Genomic DNA, 16,998 nt, shown 5'->3' with positions numbered 1-16,998 from the left:
GAGCTTTTAGCGGCGATGGGGGTGCTCGTGGCGGGTGAATATCCGATTTCTGTGACGACGCGGATTCACCTTTTCGCCTTTACGGCGACCTACTTTTTTTCTTGGAAAAAAGTAGGCAAAAACCGCTTGCTCCCACATACGGCCCCTGCGCTGCGCTCCGGGGTTCCCTCGCGCCGGCGCCTTCCGGGCCTTCGCGGACTCCGACTTGCTGCGCAAGTCTACATCTCGCGACTTCGGCGGGACGCCGAAGGGCGCTGCGCGCCAGGGCCCTACAGACGCCTCTGCTCGGCCTCCTGAGGTCGCGATTGGTGGCGCCTGGGATATCGCGCGCTTAGAAGCAAGAGCAAAAGCGGGAGCGGGAGCGGGAGCGGGAGTGGGGCTGGCTTGAAACATTTGCTTTCATTTGAGGCTTCAGGTTTCTGATTCTCATTCGTCCTATTAGATGCAGCCTTCAAGGTTGAGATGAAACTCGACCGCAATTTTCCTCAGAAGAACGACTGATGGCCCGACAAACTAAAAAATCCAAGTCCAAGCTGTGGTTCCTGGTCCACAGCTGGCTTGCACTGCCGATCTGGTTCTTTGTCCTGATCGTCTGTTTCACCGGCATGCTCGCGGTGGTCAGCCAGGAGATCGTCTGGCTGGCGAACCCCGACGTGCGTGCCAGCCAACCGGACGACAACGCCGAGCGGCTAAGCTTCCAGCAGGTCTTGAGTGCGCTGAACAAGGCCGAACCGGACATGGCGGTGCGCTTCATCAGCCAGCCGGATGGCTCGCACTTCGCCCTCGAGGCCGCAGTCACCTATCCCGACGGCACGTCGCCGACGCTCTACGTCAACCCCTATACCGGCGCCATCCAGGGCAAGACCCCCGACTTCAACTTCCAGGCCTTTACCCGCGCCCTGCACGGCTGGTGGCTGGTGCCGTTCACCAACGGCTATAGCTGGGGCTGGTACCTGGTGTCGTTGCTCGGCCTGCCAATGCTCGCCTCGCTGGTCACAGGGCTTGTGGTGTACAAGAAATTCTGGCGCGGGTTCTTCAAGCCAGTGCGCACCCAGCATGGCTCGCGAATCTTCTGGGGCGACCTGCACCGCCTGGCCGGGGTGTGGTCGATCTGGTTCATCGCGGTGATTTCGATCACCGGCACCTGGTTCCTGATCCAGGCCATTCTCGGCGACAACCACGTCACCATTTCCACCGAGCCGATCGTGCCGGTCATCGCCCGCGAACAAGTGCCACAGAGCCCGGACGGCAATCCGGTGCCGCGCATCGACCTGGACGAGGCCGCCCGCATCGCCCAGGAGGCCATCCCGGGCCTGGACATCAGTTTCATCACCCTGCCGGCCACCGCCTACAGCCATATCAGCATGGGCGGACGAGGCTGGTATCCGCTGATGTTCCAGACCGCCGAGGTCAACCCGTACACCCGCAACGTCGACAGCCAGTTCCTGCTCGGCGATCGCTCGACCCTGGAGTTCGTCACCGAATCCATGCGCCCGCTGCACACCGGCGACTTCGGTGGCCTGCCGATCAAGCTGATCTGGTTCTTCTTCGGCCTGGTGCTCACCCTGATGGTGCTCAGTGGCCTGCTGATCTGGACCAAGCGCACCGCCCAGGCCACCGCCGCGGCGCTCAAGCGCAGCGAGCGCCCGGCGCGCGTGCGCAGGCATGAAGACACCCCCGTGGAGGCCCAGCCATGAGCCAGACCCAGACCCTGCCGCCCAGCGGCCTGAAGCAGTGGTGGTTGAAATGGCGCTTCCACTTCAACATCCTGCTGATCCTCATCCCGCTGGGCTTCATGCCCAAGTACTTCGCCGATGCCAGCTTGTTCCGCGGTGACAGCGGCCTGGGCGCCAACGTGGTCAAGGACATCCAGGTCGACCGCTGGCGCCTGGACCTGGCCGAGCTGCGCGACGAAGCGCCACGTGCGGACGGCCCGGCCGGGCACTTCAAGGTGTTCAACGCCGCGCTCTGCCAAACCTGCACCGAAGGCGCCAAGGCCATCTACCTGCGCATCGGCAAGCCGCGCAACCTGCGCGCCGCCGGCTCGATCTTCTTCGGCTCGCCCTACCGCATGAGCACCTCGCTGCCGATCCCGCCCCGCACCCGCCCAGACGCCGAGATCTGGATCACCATCGAAGGCTGGGACGGCAGCATGCACCAGGCATCCGTACCGCTGGCCAAGGCATCGCCGGCCACTGTCGCCTGGCTCGAGAAACAAGGAGGCAAATGATGAAACACCTGTTGCGCAGGCTTGCCCTGCCCCTGCTGACCTTCACCGCCCTGCCGGCATTGGCGCACAACCCGATGTGCGACTGCGTACCGGTGGCGGGCGATCAGATCAAGTGCACCGGCGGCTTCTCCGACGGTAGCGGCGCGCCGGGCGTGACGCTGGATGTGATCGGCTACGACGAGCAAGTGCTGGTCGGCGGCAAGCTTGGCGACGACTCGACCCTCACCTTCAAGCGCCCCGACGGCGAGTTCTACGTGCTGTTCGACGCCGGCCCCGGCCACGTGGTGGAAGTCGACCATGCCGATATAGGCTCGCCATGAGCCGCGCCCAAGTCATCCGCCCAGCCGGCGCCGGGCACGAAACCCTCTATGTGCTGCTGGCCGCCGCGCTGATCGCCGCCCTCGCCGCGACCGTGGTCGGGCTGCGCGGTGAACGGGTCGACGAACAGCCCATCGCCAGCCACCAGATCGACGCTCGCCGCGACCTCAACGCCGCCGAACAGGGCGTCTACACCGACCTGCACGTGGCCACCGAGGAAATCCTCGCCCTGCGCCAGGAAAACGGCCAGGCGCCCGCGGTGCAGGCACTGGCCGATGATGCGCTGCCGCCCTTCGTCGACGACACCAGCAGTGCCAGCCGGGGCCGCCATCAGTGGCAGTGGCTGGCCAGTGGCGCCTACCTGGGCTCGAGCCAGGACGCCGACGTTGCCGGCAGCTTCCTGTTGATCCTGCCGCAGGCCGACACCGCACCGGCCCAGGTGTGGCTGCGCCGCGACCGCAGCACCCGGGCCCCCGACGATCTTGGCCAGGCCGCGCTGATCGCCGCCGGCTGGCAGGAAATCGTCAGCCACTACGACGCCGGGGTCACCCGCGAACACCGTCACTGAACCCAAGGACCGCGCCATGCTCCGCTCCGCCCTCGCCTTTCTCCTGGCCTGCCTGCTCCCGGCATTGGCCCTGGCCGACAGCGGCAAACCGCTGCGCATCGGCATCACCCTGCACCCCTACTACAGCTACGTGAGCAATATCGTCGGCGACAAGGCTGAAGTGGTGCCGCTGATTCCGGCAGGCTTCAACCCGCATGCCTACGAGCCGCGCGCCGAAGACATCAAGCGCATCGGCACCCTGGACGTAATCGTGCTCAACGGCATCGGCCACGACGACTTCGCCGATCGCATGATCGCCGCCAGCGAAAAGCCCGCCATCAAGACCATCGAGTCCAACCAGAACGTCCCGCTGCTGGCCGCCACCGGCATCGCCGCGCGCGGCGCCGGCAAGGTGGTCAACCCGCACACCTTCCTGTCGATCAGCGCCAGCATCGCCCAGGTCAACAACATTGCCCGCGAGCTGGGCAAGCTCGACCCGGACAACGCCAAGTTCTACACCCAGAACGCCCGCGCCTATGCCAAGCGCCTGCGCGCGCTGCGCGCCGAAGCCCTGGCCAAGGTCACCGAGGCACCGGGCGCGGAGTTTCGCGTGGCGACCATCCACGCCGCCTACGACTACCTGGTGCGCGACTTCGGGCTGGAGGTCACTGCAGTGGTCGAACCGGCCCATGGCATCGAGCCGAGCCCGGCGCAGTTGAAGAAAACCATCGACCAGCTCAAGGCCCTGGATGTGAAGGTGATCTTCTCGGAGATGGACTTCCCGTCCGCCTACGTCGAGACCATCGAGCGCGAGTCCGGGGTGAAGATCTATCCGCTGACCCACATCTCCTACGGCGAATACACCGCCGACAAGTACGAAGTGGAGATGAAGCGCAACCTCGAGACCGTGGTCAAGGCCATCCAGGAGAACCGCGCATGACCGCCGCGGCCAACCTGGTCAGCGCCCAGGGCCCGCGCATCGACTTCGCCGGCATCGACCTCACCCTTGGGCGCACGCGCATCCTCGAGCAGGTGAGCTTCAGCGTTGCCGCCGGCAGCGTGCATGCCATCGTCGGTCCCAATGGTGGCGGCAAGAGCTCGCTGATCAAGACCCTGCTCGGGCAGATGCCGCACCAGGGCCAGTTGACCCTGCACTGGCCCACCGAACGCGAGGTGATCGGCTATGTGCCGCAGGCGCTGGAGTTCGACCGTGGCCTGCCGATGACCGTCGACGACTTCATGGCCGCCATGTGCCAGCAGCGCCCGGCGTTCCTCGGCCTGTCGCGCCGTGTGCGACCCGACATCGACGCCGCCCTGGCCAAGGTCGGCATGCTCGACAAGCGCAAGCGGCGCATGGGCGCGTTGTCCGGTGGCGAGCGCCAGCGCGTGCTGCTGGCCCAGGGGCTGATCCCCGAGCCGCAACTGCTGGTGCTGGACGAACCCATGTCGGCGCTGGATGAAGCCGGTATCCAGGTGTTCGAGCAACTGCTGCACGGCTGGCGCCAGGCCGGCACCACGGTGCTGTGGATCGAGCACGACCTTGAAGCGGTACTGCGCCTGGCCGACCGCGTCACCGGGCTGAGCCGCAAGCTGCTGTTCGACGCCCCGCCCGCCCAGGCCCTGACCCCGGAGCGCCTGCTCGGGCTGTTCTCCGTCCACCCGCGCAGCGAGAGCCTTGCCTGATGAGTTATGAAGCTTTCCGCCAACTGGTCCAGCAATGGGCCACCGCTGGCTACCTGCCCGAGGCCCTGGCCTATGGGTTCGTGATCAACGCCCTGATCGCCGGCCTGATGATCGGCCCGGTGCTGGGCGGGCTCGGCACCCTGGTGGTGGTCAAGCGCTTTGCGTTCTTCTCCGAGGCCGTCGGCCACGCCGCACTCACGGGCGTGGCCATCGGCATCCTGCTTGGCGAGCCCTATACCGGGCCCTACGGCAGCTTGTTCGGCTACTGCCTGCTGTTCGGCATCCTGCTGAATTTCCTGCGCAACCGCACGGGCCTTTCGCCGGACACCCTGATCGGCGTGTTCCTCTCCGTCTCGCTGGCCCTGGGTGCCAGCCTGCTGCTGATGCTGGCGGGCAAGATCAACGTGCACATCCTCGAGAACGTGCTGTTCGGCTCGGTGCTTACCGTCAGCCCTCACGACCTGCTGGTGCTCGGCATCGTTGCCGTGCTGGTGCTGGCCTTGGCCCTGCCGCTGTACAACCGCATCATCCTCGCCAGCTTCAACCCGCAACTGGCGGCCGTGCGCGGCGTGGCGGTGAAGACCCTCGACTACCTGTTCGTGGTGCTGGTGACCCTGGTGACCGTGGCCTCGGTGAAGGTGATCGGCGCCATCCTGGTCGGTGCGCTGCTGGTGATCCCCGCTGCCGCCGCGCGCCTGGTCAGCCAGTCGCTCAAGGGCTTCTTCTTCGCCTCGGTGCTGATCGCCACCCTCAGCACCCTGCTCGGCATCCTGCTGCCGATCGTCTTCGACCTGCCCGTGCCCTCCGGCGCTGCAATCATCCTGGTAGCCGGTATGTGCTTCGCCCTCGCGGCCCTCGCCCGCGCCCTCGTCCCACGCCTGCAAGGAAACCCGGCATGAACCTCACGCTCAAACGCCTCACCCTGGCCCTGGTCCTGGCCGGCGCGCCCACCCTGGTGCTGGCCGCACAGCCCGCCAGCAGCGCAGCAGCCACGCAAGTGCTGACCACCCTGCCGGTGACCCACAGCCTCGCTGTCGCCTTGCTCGACGGCACCTCGGTGCAGCTCAAGCGCGCAGCACCGGCCAACCTTCCAGCCAGCCGCCAGCCGTCGTACTTCGAGGGGCGTGGCGGTGCGAGCCTGCACAAAGATGCTCAGCAGGCCACGGCAGTGATCGGCGTGCGCTCGATCTGGCATGACGACCCGCTCTATCCCATGGCGCGGCGCAGCAACATCCGCATCGTCGAAATCGATGCCGCGCGCCCGGTCGATGGCGCCCTGCCCGGCATCGCGGTGGATGGCGACAATGCATTCGCCAGCTATCCCTGGTTGAACCCGATCAACCTCGGGCGCATGGCCGATGTGGTGGCCAACGACCTGGAGCGCTTGTCCCCCGCTGACAAGGACAAGATCCAGGCCAACCTTGCCGGGCTCAAGCGACAGATGCTGGAGCTGACCTCCAGCAGCCAGACACGCCTGGCCGAGGCCGATAACCTCAGCGTGGTCAGCCTGTCGGAACGTCTGGGCTATCTGGTCAGCGGGTTGAACCTGGATGTGGTGTCACAGGCACTGCCGGCAGATGGCAAGTGGGACGAAGCGGCGCTGAAGGCGCTGGGAGAGACCCTCAAGACGCAGGATGTGGCGTTGGTGCTGCACCATCGTCAGCCTGAGCCGCAGGTGCTCAAGGTGATCGAGGCGGCAGGCGCCAGGTTGGTGGTGGTCGACAGCGATCCGGAGGATACGGTGGCGGGGCTCAGGAACACTGTCGACGCTGTGGTGGCCGTATTGGTCAAAGGATGACGAAACGCCTGTTTCGGCAGATCAGAGCATGGACCGGCGATCGCTTCGTACAAGCCACGGTCAAGCACTGGCACCAGCTGCTCGGCCCGCAGTGGCATCTTCATGATGGCCGCCGGGCCAGGTTTATGTCCCGAGACGGCGCACACCCAAACTGGCGGCTGTACTCGCGGCTGAACTGTGACGGGCTTTCATAGCCGACCCGATAACAGGCGCTCGACACATCCAGCCCCTCCCCCAACATCAGCCGCCGAGCCTCCTGCAGGCGCAATAGCTTCTGGTACTGCAAGGGGCTCATGGCGGTGACTGCCTTGAAACGGTGATGCAAGGTCGAACTGCCCAGGTTCGCGATCCGCGCCAGTTGCTCGATGCGCAGCGGCTGGGTGTAGTGGTTGTTCAACCAGTCGATGGCCTTGCTCACGCGCCGGGTCTGCGAGTCGCCCATGGCCAACTCGTACAGCCGACGCCCATGCACGCCTCGCAGCAGACGGTAGTGCAGTTCACGCAGTGCCAATGGCGCGAGCATGCCGATATCCCGTGGCGACTCCAGCAACCGCACCAGGCGCAACATGGTTTCCAGCAGCGACACATCGATCTGTTCGAGAAATAACCCGCGCTCGGGCTCATCCGGTACGCCCGCGGGCGGCGCATCGGCGATCACCTGGGCAAGCTCGGTTGGCTCGAAGTCCAGGCGGATGCACAAATAAGGCGCCTGCGCGCTGGCTGTCAGCACCCGACCAGACACCGGTAGCGTCACCGACACCACCAGGTAGTTGAGGGGGTCGTACAGATAACGCTCCTCGCCCAGGCCCACCTCTTTCTGCCCCTGCACGATCAGGCACAGCGCCGGTTTGTGCACGGTATGGATGATGTCTGACGGCGCATCCATTCGAATCACGTGCAGCGGCGCGATGGCAGTTTCGTAAACGCCCGGCGCGGTAAAGCGCTCGGTCAGCGAGCGGACGAGCTCGCCACGGTACAAGGCAGTGGTTTGCAGGAGAAAAGCATCGTTCTGCGCCATTCAAGGGCTCTCGCATGTTGGAATTCGGCGTTGTATCACGGTCTTGGTGTGAGGGCAGACCATGGGGGCTACCTGGCGGCGTCGTCAGGGCCAGGCACCCATTGTCCCCCGCGAAAAACCCCTGCGTTAGGTCGAAACTGTCGTCGAGTTGCCTGATCCTTCCGCTCCGGCGCGTGGCACGAGGCTGCGCGGATCACCGACACGAATAGGCAAAGGTCGCGCAGGTTTCGGCACGCATCGTGCCGCCCCACAACCTTAGTCTTTTCTCCGTACCCAGCAGCAACGTCTGCCTTCCCTGCAGACGCCTGAACCTTCATGTACAGGAGATACGCAAATGTCCAACATCAACGATAAAGTCGTGCTGATCACCGGCGCCAGCAGCGGCATTGGTGAAGCCGCCGCCAGGCTGATCGCCGCCAAGGGTGCTCACGTGGTACTCGGCGCCCGCCGTATCGATCGCCTGCAACAGCTGGTGAGTGAAATCCGCGCCGAAGGCGGCTCGGCAAGTGCCCGCGCACTGGACGTGACCGACCTCGATTCCATGCAAGCCTTTGTCGAGTTTGCCAAGGCGCAGTACGGCAAGGTCGATGTGATCATCAACAACGCAGGGGTAATGCCGCTGTCGCCACTGAACTCGCTGAAAGTCGAGGAATGGAACCGGATGCTCGACGTCAACGTGCGCGGAGTGCTGCACGGCATCGCCGCGGTGCTCCCAGGCATGGAGGCGCAAGGACATGGTCAGGTCATCAACATCTCGTCGATCGGCGGGCTTTCGGTCTCCCCCACCGCTGCTGTGTATTGCGCGACCAAGTACGCCGTTCGGGCGATCTCCGATGGCCTTCGCCAGGAAACCGACAAGATCAGGGTGACGGTGGTGTGTCCTGGGGTGGTGGAATCGGAGCTGGCCGACACGATCACCGACGACACGGCCCGCGAGGCCATGAGAACATTCCGACGCGTGGCGCTGGAGGCCGACGCGATTGCCCGGGCGCTGGTCTATGCCATCGAGCAGCCGGATGATGTGGATGTCAGCGAGCTTGTGGTGCGACCGACTGCCAGTCCTTATTGAGCACTCCTGGGCGTCGGCTGCATGCTCGCGAGAAATGCGCTGGTGTCCCGATCGGAGCGCAGGCAGACCACCCGACAACCCACCGGCGCGCTCGCCGCAAGTTGCTCCATCTTCGTTCGAGCCGAGCGCTTCGTCTGCCACATGAACCTGAAGAACGCCGGCAAGTTGGCCAGCCGCTCCGGGCAGTTGTGCGGCAAGTCCGGACGGGGCTGTCCGCGATAACGCAGCGCTCTGGTCAGCACCCGCCAGAATCGCAGCGTCGCCGACCGGTCGATCCAGATCAGAAGATCGGCGCGAGCCAGTCGATTGCTCCAGGTGGTTGAATGGCCGCCTTCGAAAATCCAGCGATCGCGCGCCTCCACTTCATGGCACAAGCGTGTCTTCTCGTCCCGGCTGCGCTCGACCCAGCCGGGCTGCCAGTGGATGGTGTCGATATGCACCACCGGCAGCCTTGTGTATTCGCCTAGCTTGCGCGCCAATGTGCTCTTCCCGGCGCCGGGTTGGCCGACAATCATGATCCGCTGCATCGAAGCTCCTTTTCGCCATGCATGTTGAATAGGGCGCGCGATTCTACGGAAATGTCCGGCAGCGTCAACCCAAGGAACGGGCGAGCCATTCACGGCGCGTCATCTCCCATATCTCCACCTCAAACGGCCCGGAGACAAAATGCCCGTCGCGCTTGTCCACCAGGCGCATCCCTTCATGCTCAGAGACTTTTCGCGAGGCGTGACTGGCAACGGCCTTGGGCACCTGCATGACAGGGCGAGACAAGGTCTCGAACCAATAGGCATTGACCACCCGGCAGGCTTCACGCATGTAGCCTTGCCCCCACCACCGTGGCGCAAGCCAGAAACCCCGGTTGTTCCCGGGTTCGTCGTACAGGCTGATGCTGCCGATGATGCGCGGGTCTTCACCGCGCAGGCGGATCATCCAATGCCATTCACGGCCCGCGGCCATGGCTGGCAGGACGATATCACGCACGTAGACCAACGCGCCGTCTTCCGGGTACGGCCATGGCACGCGGCGATCGAGATAACGGACCACCTCCCACTGCGGAAACAACTGCTGGATCGCAGGCGCGTCTTCCAATTGCAGAGGGGTGAGAACAAGGCGTTCTATATACAGCGTCTTAAGGCAATCCATGGCATTCGCTCCTGAGTACCCTTGTGCAGGGCACTTGATGGTCGGCGATTGCCCCGGCTGTGTCGAGCGCTCGGGCCAACGGGGGCGCTGGGCCGATCTGCCCGTCTCAGATGACGCGCCCCGACAGGGCATTGACCCCCTCCAGCGTCGCAAAGGAAATATCCAACTCGCGAAATTGGTGCGACAGCGCGGATTGTGTCAGGTGCAGGCGTTCGGCGGCGTCGTGCAGGCTGTCCATTTCCCGCAGGGCGTCGATGGTGCGCAGGTGTCTCAAGTCGATCATGGGCAGAACTTCAACCCTGTGCAAAATAGCGAAACCTGAACCGCTCAAAAGGCCGCGAGGTTGCAGTATTGTCCCTTGAAATACAGCAACGGCTGCGTCGCCCCGGCCTCTTGCAGGTTCAGCGCTTTCACTTCCCCAATCACGATCAGGTGATCGCCTGCGGCATGTTCGGCGTGGATTTCGCAATCGAGCCAGTGCAGGCTGCCGACGATGAGTGGATTCCCCAGAGGCGACGACTGCCATTCGACGCCGTGCCACTTGTCGGTGCCACGGCGCGCGAACTGGTTGGAAATACCGACCTGCTCATCCGAAAGGATGTTGACTGCAAATCGACCGGCCTGGCGAATCCTCGGGTAGCTGGCCGAGTTCGACATCACGCTGAACGACACCAGGGGCGGGCTCATCGACACGCTGTAGAACGACTGGCAGGTAAAGCCGATCGGCTGGTCATCGATGAACGAAGTCACCACCGTGATACCGGAGGCGTAATGCCCGAGCGCTTCGCGAAAACGCAGAGGCTCGATGGCGGTTCCAAGCTGCGACATGACAGACAGACCCTAGTTCGACAGTTCTTGCCGAACGATATCCGCGCCTGCGACCAACGCCTCGAGCTTGCCACTCGCGACGCGACGTGGCAGTGGCGCCATGCCGCAGTTGGTGCACGGATAAAGCTTGTCGGCATCGACGAACTGCAAGGCCTTGCGCAGGGTATTGGCGACTTCTTCCGGAGTCTCGATGGCGTGATTGGCCACATCGATGGCGCCGACCATCACTTTCTTGCCGCGGATGAGCTCGATCAGATCCATGGGCACGTGGGAGTTGTGGCATTCGAGCGAAACGATATCGATAGAGGATTTCTGCAGCTTTGGGAACGCCTGCTCATACTGGCGCCACTCCGACCCCAGCGTCTTTTTCCAGTCGGTGTTGGCCTTGATGCCATAGCCGTAGCAGATGTGCACCGCCGTTTCACACTTGAGGCCTTCGATGGCCCGTTCCAGGGTGGCGACGCCCCAATCGTTCACCTCGTCGAAGAAGACGTTGAAGGCAGGCTCGTCGAACTGAATGATGTCGACACCCGCCGCCTCCAGCTCCCGGGCTTCCTGATTGAGGATCTTGGCAAATTCCCACGCCAGCTTTTCGCGGCTCTTGTAGTGGGCGTCGTACAGCGTATCGATCATCGTCATGGGACCCGGCAGCGCCCACTTGATGGGTTGACGGGTTTGCTGGCGCAAGAACCTGGCGTCGTCGACGAACACAGGCTTGCGACGCTCGACTGCACTCACCACCGTCGGGACACTCGCATCGTAGCGATCACGGATCCGCACGGTTTCGCGCTTCTCGAAATCAACGCCGCTGAGGTGTTCGATAAAGGTGGTGACGAAGTGCTGGCGAGTTTGCTCGCCGTCGCTGACGATGTCGATACCGGCCTGCTGCTGTTCGTGCAACGCCAGACGCAGTGCATCCTGCTTGCCCTCGACAAGCCCTTCGTCCTGCAGTTTCCAGGGCGACCAGAGGGTCTCGGGCTGCGCCAGCCAGGAAGGCTTGGGCAAGCTGCCGGCGGTTGAGGTAGGGAGCAGTTTTTTCATGATGGAAGCCTTGTGAATTCTATAAGTCAGATTGCGTACTGAGCAGACCACTGCTCGAGAACCGCCCGATAGGGTTTGATGAAGTGCTCCTCGGCAAACCGCCCTTGTTCGATCGCCAGGCGGCTGCGTTCCTCGCGGTCATAAACGATTCGGGTCAACGAATAATCCTGGTGCTTGAGGCTTGGCTGATAGGATTGCCCTGCCGCAGAGTTCGCGTTGTAGATTTCCGGCCGGTAGATCTTCTGGAAAGTGTCCATCGTGCTGATGGTGCTGATGAGCTCGAGATTGGTGTAGTCGGCAAGCAGGTCGCCCGTAAAGTAGAACGCCAAGGGCGCGACGCTGTTCGCGGGCATGAAATAACGGACCTTCAAGCCCATCTTGCTGAAGTACTCATCCGTCAACGAGTATTCATCCTGACGGTATTCGAACCCCAGTACCGGGTGCTGGTTTTGCGTGCGGTGGTAGGTCCTGCTGCTGGAGACGCTCAGGCAGATGACCGGCAACTTGCTGAAGTTGGCCTTGTAGGCCTGCGAGTTCAGGAAGCACTTGAACAGCTTGCCATGCAGGTCGCCGAAATCATCCGGGGTGCCGAAGCCAGGCTTGCCCTTGTTGTGCTCCAGCAGCAGCACGCTGAAGTCGTAATCACGCACATAGGAAGAAAAATTGTTCCCTACGATCCCGGCGATGCGCTCGTTGGTTTTGTGATCGACGATGTTGGTTTTCAGGATCTCGATCAACGGGAGCGCATCGGCAGTGCTGTCAGCCCCCAGGTCCATCTCGACGGAAATGATTTCGAGCTCGACCTTGTAACGGTCACCTTCAGGGTTGTCCCAATGGGCCAGGGCATTGAAGCGGTTGTCGATCATCCGCAAGGTATTGCGCAGGTTTTCCTGGCGCTGCTCGCCCCTCGCCAGGTTGGCGAAGTTGGTGGTGATGCGGGTGTTGTCCGAGGGCTGGTAGTGCTCATCGAAACAAATCCGCTTGATCGCGAAAGTGAAGTCTTTGGCCATGGTGATCTGAATCCTGATTCCTGAGGTAAACCTGGAACGCCTCGCGCAGCGAAGGTGCCTGCCGATACGGATGTCCGGTTCCGAGTGGGGGAATTGTCGAGATCAGGCACTCATGAAGCAAACTCATTTTTTTTGCATTCAACCTTAGTAATTTTCATGATCGCTCCTGCGCCTGGGTTGGGTGCAATCCAGAAGCTAGAGCCTTCCATCGATCACACTGATGATTACTATCGAACGGCCTGCCTATGGGCCTTGCAAAACCGACTCCTATAATCGCCCTCCTATTTTCCCGCCTCCTGCGCCTGCTCCAGGCGACAACACTTGGAATCCGTACCATGCCAAGCGTCAATCAGGCCCCCGATGGCCTTCTTGAACATAACCAACAGAGCGTCAAACAGCAGTGGCTGGCGATTCTCTCGGTTGCCGTGGGCGCCTTCGCCCTGGTCACCAGTGAATTCCTGCCGGTGGGCGTGCTCAACGATGTGGCCAGCGACCTGGGCATCAGTGCCGGCCAGGCCGGCCTGATGGTCACCCTGCCCGGGATCATGGCCGCCCTCGCCGCCCCGCTGCTGTCGGTAGGCATCGGCGCCATGGACCGCCGCTACCTGCTGATCGGCCTGACGCTGATCATGATCATCGCCAACTCGGTGGTGGCCTATGCCAGCGATTTCAGCCTGTTGCTATTCGGCCGCGTGCTGCTGGGTATCAGCATCGGTGGCTTCTGGGCCACGGCCATTGCCCTGAGCGGGCGCCTGGCGCCCAAGGGGGTGGGCGTGGCGCAGGCGACCTCGATCATCATGGTCGGGGTCACCCTGGCCACGGTGCTGGGGGTGCCGGTCGGCACCTGGCTCAGCGGCCTGATGGGCTGGCGCATGACCTTCCTGGTGACCGCCCTGCTGGGTGTGCCGGTGCTGCTCGCGCAGGTCTTCCTGCTGCCGCGGCTCAATCCGGACAAGGCCATCCGCATCAGTGACCTGCCGGCGCTGTTCATCAATCCGCTGGCGCGGGTCGGCCTGATCGCGGTGTTGCTGATTGGCCTGGCGCACTTTGCCGCGTACACCTATGTCGCACCGTTCTTCAAGCAAAGCTCCGGCTTCGATGGGGCAACCATCGGCTCGCTGCTGCTGCTCTACGGTGTAGCAGGCGTCATCGGCAACCTGTTCGCCGGCTTCGCCGCCAACCGCAGCGTGCGCTACACCCTGCTGCTGGTGGCCTTGCTGATCGGCGTCAGCACCGCGCTGTTCCCCTACTTCGCCACCGGCATGACCGGGGCGGTGATGCTGATCGCGCTGTGGGGCTTTGCCTTCGGTGCCTTCCCGGCCTGTGCCAGCATCTGGATGTTCGTGGTCGCGCCCAAGGATGTCGAACGCGGCATGCCGCTGTTCGTGGCCATGTTCCAGGTGATCATTGCACTGGGCTCGTTCTTCGGCGGGCGGATCGTCGACCAGATGGGCAGCTCGGTGCTGCTGAGCCTGGCCACGGCGTTGGTCGGCTGCGGATTCGTCACCGTGCTGGTGCTGGGGCGTAATGTCAGCAACAGCCTGGCGGCCCAGCCTGCCTGACCTCTGCAGGGGCCGCCTGGCGGCCCCTGTACCTTGCGTCGATCAGCGCGCCATGCAGCGCTGGTAGCGCTCATCCACCCTCCCCGCAAACCACGCCGTGGTCAGCTTGCGGGTGATCTTCGGGCTCTTGAGCACGATCCCTGGCAGCACCGCACGTGGCAGTGGCTTGCCCGCCTTGGCATCGGCGAGTGCGAATACGCCGCGGTACAAGGCGCTGTCCTCGAGCGCCAGGCTGTTCTCCAATTCCAACTGACTGCGAATCTGTGGATTGCGCAGCCCAAGCTTCACCCCAAGGCTGCGCGCCGCGCGCTCGGTGGTGCCTGGCAGGATCGAGCCTGGTGCGATCAGGTCGCCGTCCAACGCCAATTCCGCCCCCGTCACACTGTTCAGCGCTGCCTGGAAAGCCGCGTTGCGGCTGGCGTACCAGCCTGCGTTGAAATCGGCGAAGCGGTACAGCGGCCGCTCATAGTGGGCGGGATACCCCAACAAGTGGGCGATGCCGAAGTACAGGCCGCCGCGACGGCTGAAGACCTCCTGGCGAATCGTGCCCTGGCGCTGGTAGGGGTAGTCCTTGGCATGGCGTTCGGCAAAGTCGATGCTGACCTGCATCGGCCCGCCGGTACGCACCGGGTTGAGCCCGCCGAGCAGCTTGTCGCCCAGCGGCAGGCCGGCGATGAAATCGTCGAACAGCGCACTGAGTTGCCGCTCGCTGCGCACCGCCAGCAGGCGCTGCTGGTAGCTCTGGCCGTTGGCCGAAGGGGTGGCCAGGGCGCCATCGACCAGCAGCCTGGGGATGTGCAGACGCGCGGCGCGGCGGTCGATTTCCTCGCGGGCGATACGGCCCAGGTTGGGCACCTGGGGGTCGGCGGTGAAGGTGGACTCCTGCTCGGTCACCGCCAGCACCGCACACAGGTTGCTGCGGCTGGGCGCGATGCCCTGGGCGGTGAACGCGACCTGGATGTCCTCGGCCCAGCCCTGGCGGTCCTTGACCGAGGCAGGCAGCAGGCGCATGAGCTGGGCGCGGACCTGGGCAGGGTCGACTTCAGGCGCTTCCTCGCGGCGCCCGGCACAGCCTTGCAGCAGGGCCAGCAGCATCAGCCCAGCGCCCAGCAGCCGCAGGTTCAGGACAGGTCACCGACGATGTAGGTCTTGCTGATATGGCGGAACAACGGGTGGCTGGCACTGCCCAGCAATTCGAACAGCACCATCTCGCGGGTCACGATCTGCGCCCCGGCGTCGCGCATACGCGCCAGGCCTGCCGCCTTGCTTGCCGGGGTGCGGCTGTCACAGACGTCCTCGACCACGAACACCTGCTTGCCCAGGCCCAGCAGGCCAAGCACGGTCTGCAGCACGCAGACGTGGGTTTCCATGCCACAGACGATCACCTGCTCACGCGCCAGCAGACTGGCCGGCAGGCACTCGGCAGCCACGCAGGAAAAGTGCAGTTTCTCGACGATTTCGGCCCCTGCCGCCGCGGCCTTGAGTTCGGCCAGGGTCGGGCCTAGGCCCTTGGGGTACTGCTCGGAAATCACCGTGGGCAGTTCGAGTTCGACGGTGGCGGCCAGCAGCCCGCGGGCCCGCGCGCGGGTGCCCTCGGGATCGCTCATGGCGCCAATGAGGCGCTCCTGGATATCGACGACCAGCAGCGTGGCCTGGCGGGGATCGATCAGCATGGGGACAACCCTTGTCCTGTGGGAAAGCCCCCAGCCTCCCCCAGGCAAAGGCCTACGTCAATCATGCCGAAAGTCGATGAGGTTCCAGAGAGGCGGCCAGCAGGCTCAGCACCCGGTCTTCGTGCTCATGGATGAAGAAGTGCCCGCCGGGGAAGACCTCCAGCGAGAAATCGCCCAGGCTTTCGCGACGCCAGGCCAGCAGTTGCTCTTCGCTGGCGCGGTCGGCCTCGCCGCCCAAAACATGCAGCGGGCAGTGCAACGGCGCGCGCTGGCGATAGTCGTAGCGGCCGCACATGAGGAAATCGGCGCGCAGAATCGGCAAGGTCAGGCTCATGAGTTCCTCATTGGCCAGGACCTCCTCGGGGGTCCCTTGCAACTGGCGCAACTCGTCGATCAGCTCGGCATTGGTCTTGGGTTCGCGCCAGCCCTTGCCGTCGTAGTACTCACGTCGGGTCGGTGCCGCCGTGCCGCAGGCGAACAGTGCGACCGGCGCCTTGCAACCCAGGGCTTGCAGCTCGTGGGCCAGCTCGAAGGCGAGCAGCGCACCCAGGCTATGGCCGAGCAGTGCATAGGGCGTGCTCGCCGCCAGGCGCTGCTCGCTGGCCAGTTGCCGGGCCAGTGCCTGCATGTCGGTTTGCAGGGGTTCGCCCAGGCGAGCACCGCGCCCCGGCAGCTCCACCGGGCGCACCTGCAACCAGGCCGGCAGCTTGCGCCGCCAGCGGCTGTAGACCATGGCACTGGCGCCCGAGTAAGGCAGGCATAGCAGGTTGAGTGCCGTCACGCCTTACTGCACCGCAGCTTCGGCCATCTTCTGGCGCAGGCTCAGGGGGCGCATGTCGGTCCACACTTCATCGATGTAGGCCAGGCAGTCTTTCTTCAGACCGCTCTTGCCTGCGGCGCGCCAGCCGTTGGGGATCGCCTTGTAGTCGGGCCAGATCGAGTACTGTTCCTCGTGATTGATCACTACCTGGAACACGATGTCGTCGCGGTCGAAAACGGAAGTCATTGCCTGTCTCCTTGGGGTGATGATGGCCCGGTCCGTCTGGACGCAGGGCAGCTCTCAGGAAAACGAAGGAAG

20 protein-coding genes and 1 pseudogene are annotated in these 16,998 nt (G+C 63.9%); 10 read left to right on the top strand and 11 right to left on the bottom strand.

Annotated features, from left to right (window positions below; all coding sequences use genetic code 11):
• Nucleotides 1-500 precede the first annotated feature (500 nt).
• Genes HU748_RS23295 through HU748_RS23260 form a run of 8 tightly spaced genes read left to right on the top strand, consistent with a single transcriptional unit; the run spans nt 501 to nt 6,576 of the window.
• Complete coding sequence (locus HU748_RS23295) at nt 501-1,697, top strand: PepSY domain-containing protein (protein ID WP_112897992.1); 1,197 nt, start codon at nt 501-503, stop codon at nt 1,695-1,697.
• Nucleotides 1,694-2,230 (top strand): thiamine pyrophosphate-binding protein, encoded by a 537-nt coding sequence (locus HU748_RS23290; RefSeq protein ID WP_186722123.1) that lies wholly within the window; start codon nt 1,694-1,696, stop codon nt 2,228-2,230. The genes HU748_RS23295 and HU748_RS23290 overlap by 4 nt, the downstream gene beginning before the upstream one ends.
• Entirely contained in the window at nt 2,230-2,550 is a 321-nt protein-coding gene (locus HU748_RS23285) for a hypothetical protein (protein ID WP_186669670.1), read from the top strand. The genes HU748_RS23290 and HU748_RS23285 overlap by 1 nt, the downstream gene beginning before the upstream one ends.
• Complete coding sequence (locus HU748_RS23280; RefSeq protein ID WP_186722122.1) at nt 2,547-3,116, top strand: DUF6162 family protein; 570 nt, start codon at nt 2,547-2,549, stop codon at nt 3,114-3,116. Before HU748_RS23285 ends, HU748_RS23280 begins: the two co-directional genes overlap by 4 nt.
• A gap of 16 nt (nt 3,117-3,132) precedes the next feature.
• Nucleotides 3,133-4,035, top strand: a complete 903-nt coding sequence (locus tag HU748_RS23275; RefSeq protein ID WP_186722121.1) for a metal ABC transporter substrate-binding protein — start codon at nt 3,133-3,135, stop codon at nt 4,033-4,035.
• Nucleotides 4,032-4,778 carry a metal ABC transporter ATP-binding protein gene (locus HU748_RS23270; RefSeq protein ID WP_186669673.1) on the top strand — a complete coding sequence of 249 codons (747 nt, stop codon included), beginning with the start codon at nt 4,032-4,034 and terminating at the stop codon, nt 4,776-4,778. The genes HU748_RS23275 and HU748_RS23270 overlap by 4 nt, the downstream gene beginning before the upstream one ends.
• Nucleotides 4,778-5,677 carry a metal ABC transporter permease gene (locus HU748_RS23265; protein ID WP_186711106.1) on the top strand — a complete coding sequence of 300 codons (900 nt, stop codon included), beginning with the start codon at nt 4,778-4,780 and terminating at the stop codon, nt 5,675-5,677. The genes HU748_RS23270 and HU748_RS23265 overlap by 1 nt, the downstream gene beginning before the upstream one ends.
• A complete protein-coding gene (locus tag HU748_RS23260) occupies nt 5,674-6,576 on the top strand; it encodes a zinc ABC transporter substrate-binding protein (RefSeq protein WP_186669676.1) in 903 nt (300 codons plus the stop codon). Before HU748_RS23265 ends, HU748_RS23260 begins: the two co-directional genes overlap by 4 nt.
• A gap of 100 nt (nt 6,577-6,676) precedes the next feature.
• Here HU748_RS23260 and HU748_RS23255 read toward each other — a convergent pair whose 3' ends face one another.
• On the bottom strand, nt 6,677-7,594 hold the full coding sequence (locus tag HU748_RS23255; protein WP_186669677.1) for an AraC family transcriptional regulator: 918 nt from the start codon (nt 7,592-7,594) through the stop codon (nt 6,677-6,679).
• Nucleotides 7,595-7,928: 334 nt separating this feature from the next.
• Between HU748_RS23255 and HU748_RS23250 the strand changes: the two genes are divergently transcribed.
• Nucleotides 7,929-8,663 carry an SDR family oxidoreductase gene (locus HU748_RS23250; RefSeq protein WP_186722120.1) on the top strand — a complete coding sequence of 245 codons (735 nt, stop codon included), beginning with the start codon at nt 7,929-7,931 and terminating at the stop codon, nt 8,661-8,663.
• Here the strand turns inward: HU748_RS23250 and HU748_RS23245 are convergent.
• The 6 genes and pseudogenes from HU748_RS23245 to HU748_RS23220 all read right to left on the bottom strand — a co-directional run bounded on the left by HU748_RS23245 (nt 8,657) and on the right by HU748_RS23220 (nt 12,685).
• Nucleotides 8,657-9,190, bottom strand: coding sequence for a zeta toxin family protein (locus tag HU748_RS23245; protein ID WP_186722119.1), 534 nt, complete (start codon nt 9,188-9,190; stop codon nt 8,657-8,659). The genes HU748_RS23250 and HU748_RS23245 overlap by 7 nt on opposite strands.
• Nucleotides 9,191-9,254: 64 nt before the next feature.
• A complete protein-coding gene (locus HU748_RS23240) occupies nt 9,255-9,806 on the bottom strand; it encodes a GNAT family N-acetyltransferase (protein WP_186722118.1) in 552 nt (183 codons plus the stop codon).
• 160 nt (nt 9,807-9,966) lie between these two features.
• Nucleotides 9,967-10,089, bottom strand: a pseudogene (locus tag HU748_RS23235) (LysR family transcriptional regulator); the annotation flags it as partial.
• A 44-nt stretch (nt 10,090-10,133) separates the two neighbouring features.
• Complete coding sequence (locus HU748_RS23230) at nt 10,134-10,634, bottom strand: flavin reductase family protein (RefSeq protein WP_186722117.1); 501 nt, start codon at nt 10,632-10,634, stop codon at nt 10,134-10,136.
• A gap of 12 nt (nt 10,635-10,646) precedes the next feature.
• Nucleotides 10,647-11,675: a methionine synthase gene (locus HU748_RS23225; RefSeq protein WP_186722114.1), complete on the bottom strand. Its 1,029-nt coding sequence runs from the start codon at nt 11,673-11,675 to the stop codon at nt 10,647-10,649.
• A 26-nt stretch (nt 11,676-11,701) separates the two neighbouring features.
• On the bottom strand, nt 11,702-12,685 hold the full coding sequence (locus HU748_RS23220; RefSeq protein WP_186722112.1) for a DUF1852 domain-containing protein: 984 nt from the start codon (nt 12,683-12,685) through the stop codon (nt 11,702-11,704).
• 335 nt (nt 12,686-13,020) lie between these two features.
• On the opposite strand from HU748_RS23220, the gene HU748_RS23215 reads away from it, so the two are divergent.
• A complete protein-coding gene (locus HU748_RS23215; RefSeq protein ID WP_186711112.1) occupies nt 13,021-14,247 on the top strand; it encodes an MFS transporter in 1,227 nt (408 codons plus the stop codon).
• 42 nt (nt 14,248-14,289) lie between these two features.
• Here the strand turns inward: HU748_RS23215 and HU748_RS23210 are convergent, their stop codons facing one another.
• The 4 genes from HU748_RS23210 to HU748_RS23195 all read right to left on the bottom strand — a co-directional run bounded on the left by HU748_RS23210 (nt 14,290) and on the right by HU748_RS23195 (nt 16,926).
• The gene (locus HU748_RS23210; RefSeq protein ID WP_186722110.1) at nt 14,290-15,342 is read right to left on the bottom strand and encodes a DUF1615 domain-containing protein; all 1,053 of its coding nucleotides are present in this window, start codon (nt 15,340-15,342) and stop codon (nt 14,290-14,292) included.
• Nucleotides 15,343-15,368: 26 nt separating this feature from the next.
• Nucleotides 15,369-15,920: a hydrolase gene (locus HU748_RS23205; RefSeq protein WP_186722108.1), complete on the bottom strand. Its 552-nt coding sequence runs from the start codon at nt 15,918-15,920 to the stop codon at nt 15,369-15,371.
• 61 nt (nt 15,921-15,981) lie between these two features.
• Nucleotides 15,982-16,701: an alpha/beta fold hydrolase gene (locus tag HU748_RS23200; protein ID WP_186722106.1), complete on the bottom strand. Its 720-nt coding sequence runs from the start codon at nt 16,699-16,701 to the stop codon at nt 15,982-15,984.
• Nucleotides 16,702-16,704: 3 nt separating this feature from the next.
• Complete coding sequence (locus HU748_RS23195) at nt 16,705-16,926, bottom strand: MbtH family protein (RefSeq protein WP_054893211.1); 222 nt, start codon at nt 16,924-16,926, stop codon at nt 16,705-16,707.
• Nucleotides 16,927-16,998: the final 72 nt, after the last annotated feature.

It is taken from the genome of Pseudomonas sp. RW3S2, from assembly GCF_014268955.1.
GTDB lineage: Bacteria > Pseudomonadota > Gammaproteobacteria > Pseudomonadales > Pseudomonadaceae > Aquipseudomonas > Aquipseudomonas wayambapalatensis.
The sequence above is the reverse complement of the archived record's forward strand: the minus strand, read 5'-3'. Positions and strand labels throughout refer to the sequence as shown.

Excerpts from the sequence above, each read along its gene's own strand:
- HU748_RS23280 (WP_186722122.1), top strand. The coding sequence starts at position 2,547 with ATGAGCCGCGCCCAAGTCATCCGCCCAGCCGGCGCCGGGCACGAAACC.
- HU748_RS23210 (WP_186722110.1), bottom strand. The coding sequence starts at position 15,342 with ATGCTGCTGGCCCTGCTGCAAGGCTGTGCCGGGCGCCGCGAGGAAGCG.
- HU748_RS23250 (WP_186722120.1), top strand. The coding sequence starts at position 7,929 with ATGTCCAACATCAACGATAAAGTCGTGCTGATCACCGGCGCCAGCAGC.
- HU748_RS23290 (WP_186722123.1), top strand. The coding sequence starts at position 1,694 with ATGAGCCAGACCCAGACCCTGCCGCCCAGCGGCCTGAAGCAGTGGTGG.
- HU748_RS23225 (WP_186722114.1), bottom strand. The coding sequence starts at position 11,675 with ATGAAAAAACTGCTCCCTACCTCAACCGCCGGCAGCTTGCCCAAGCCT.
- HU748_RS23285 (WP_186669670.1), top strand. The coding sequence starts at position 2,230 with ATGAAACACCTGTTGCGCAGGCTTGCCCTGCCCCTGCTGACCTTCACC.
- HU748_RS23270 (WP_186669673.1), top strand. The coding sequence starts at position 4,032 with ATGACCGCCGCGGCCAACCTGGTCAGCGCCCAGGGCCCGCGCATCGAC.
- HU748_RS23230 (WP_186722117.1), bottom strand. The coding sequence starts at position 10,634 with ATGTCGCAGCTTGGAACCGCCATCGAGCCTCTGCGTTTTCGCGAAGCG.
- HU748_RS23245 (WP_186722119.1), bottom strand. The coding sequence starts at position 9,190 with ATGCAGCGGATCATGATTGTCGGCCAACCCGGCGCCGGGAAGAGCACA.
- HU748_RS23275 (WP_186722121.1), top strand. The coding sequence starts at position 3,133 with ATGCTCCGCTCCGCCCTCGCCTTTCTCCTGGCCTGCCTGCTCCCGGCA.
- HU748_RS23215 (WP_186711112.1), top strand. The coding sequence starts at position 13,021 with ATGCCAAGCGTCAATCAGGCCCCCGATGGCCTTCTTGAACATAACCAA.
- HU748_RS23205 (WP_186722108.1), bottom strand. The coding sequence starts at position 15,920 with ATGCTGATCGATCCCCGCCAGGCCACGCTGCTGGTCGTCGATATCCAG.
- HU748_RS23265 (WP_186711106.1), top strand. The coding sequence starts at position 4,778 with ATGAGTTATGAAGCTTTCCGCCAACTGGTCCAGCAATGGGCCACCGCT.
- HU748_RS23195 (WP_054893211.1), bottom strand. The coding sequence starts at position 16,926 with ATGACTTCCGTTTTCGACCGCGACGACATCGTGTTCCAGGTAGTGATC.
- HU748_RS23255 (WP_186669677.1), bottom strand. The coding sequence starts at position 7,594 with ATGGCGCAGAACGATGCTTTTCTCCTGCAAACCACTGCCTTGTACCGT.
- HU748_RS23240 (WP_186722118.1), bottom strand. The coding sequence starts at position 9,806 with ATGGATTGCCTTAAGACGCTGTATATAGAACGCCTTGTTCTCACCCCT.
- HU748_RS23260 (WP_186669676.1), top strand. The coding sequence starts at position 5,674 with ATGAACCTCACGCTCAAACGCCTCACCCTGGCCCTGGTCCTGGCCGGC.
- HU748_RS23295 (WP_112897992.1), top strand. The coding sequence starts at position 501 with ATGGCCCGACAAACTAAAAAATCCAAGTCCAAGCTGTGGTTCCTGGTC.
- HU748_RS23220 (WP_186722112.1), bottom strand. The coding sequence starts at position 12,685 with ATGGCCAAAGACTTCACTTTCGCGATCAAGCGGATTTGTTTCGATGAG.